Source organism: Oleiphilus sp. HI0066 (assembly GCF_001635725.1).
Map to the genome: position 1 here is coordinate 1 of NZ_LWFH01001204.1, position 689 is coordinate 689.

1 pseudogene is annotated in these 689 nt (G+C 47.9%); it reads right to left on the reverse strand.

The features are described 5' to 3' along the window. Nucleotides 1-689: pseudogene (locus tag A3738_RS16495) on the reverse strand (excinuclease ABC subunit UvrA); the annotation flags it as partial.

Below are 689 nucleotides of genomic sequence, written 5' to 3' on the forward strand. Positions count from 1 at the left end.
GGCATCCTCGATCGTAAGATCGAGCACCTCGTTGATGTTTAATCCTTTGTACTTGATATCGAGTGTTTCGCGATTGTAGCGCTTGCCCTTACATACATCGCATGGAACGTATACGTCAGGCAAGAAGTGCATTTCTACTTTGATTACGCCATCGCCCTGACATGCCTCACAACGACCGCCCTTTACGTTAAAGCTAAAGCGTCCTGGTTTATAGCCTCGGCTTCTTGCTTCTTGGGTGCCTGAGAATAACTCACGAATCGGAGTAAACAGTCCAGTGTATGTGGCGGGGTTAGAGCGCGGTGTTCTTCCGATAGGGCTTTGATCTATGTCGATGACTTTATCGAAGAGGTCTAGCCCCTTAATTTGATCGTACGATGCCGCCTCTAATGTCGTTGCCTTGTTAAGTTCTGTCGCAGCGAGCGGGTAAAGCGTTGAGTTGATCAGGGTCGATTTCCCAGAGCCTGAAACGCCTGTGATACATGTTAACAAGCCTTCTGGGATGTTGAGTGTGACGTCATTTAGATTGTTTCCATTCGCGCCGATTAAGCTCAATTGTTTTTTCGGATTTGGAGCTGTGCGTTGTCGAGGTATTTCAATTTTTTTCGTTCCGCTCAAATATGCGCCAGTAAGTGAGTTCTCGTCACGCATGACTTGCTCAGGAGTGCCTTGGGAGACAATCTCACCGCCGT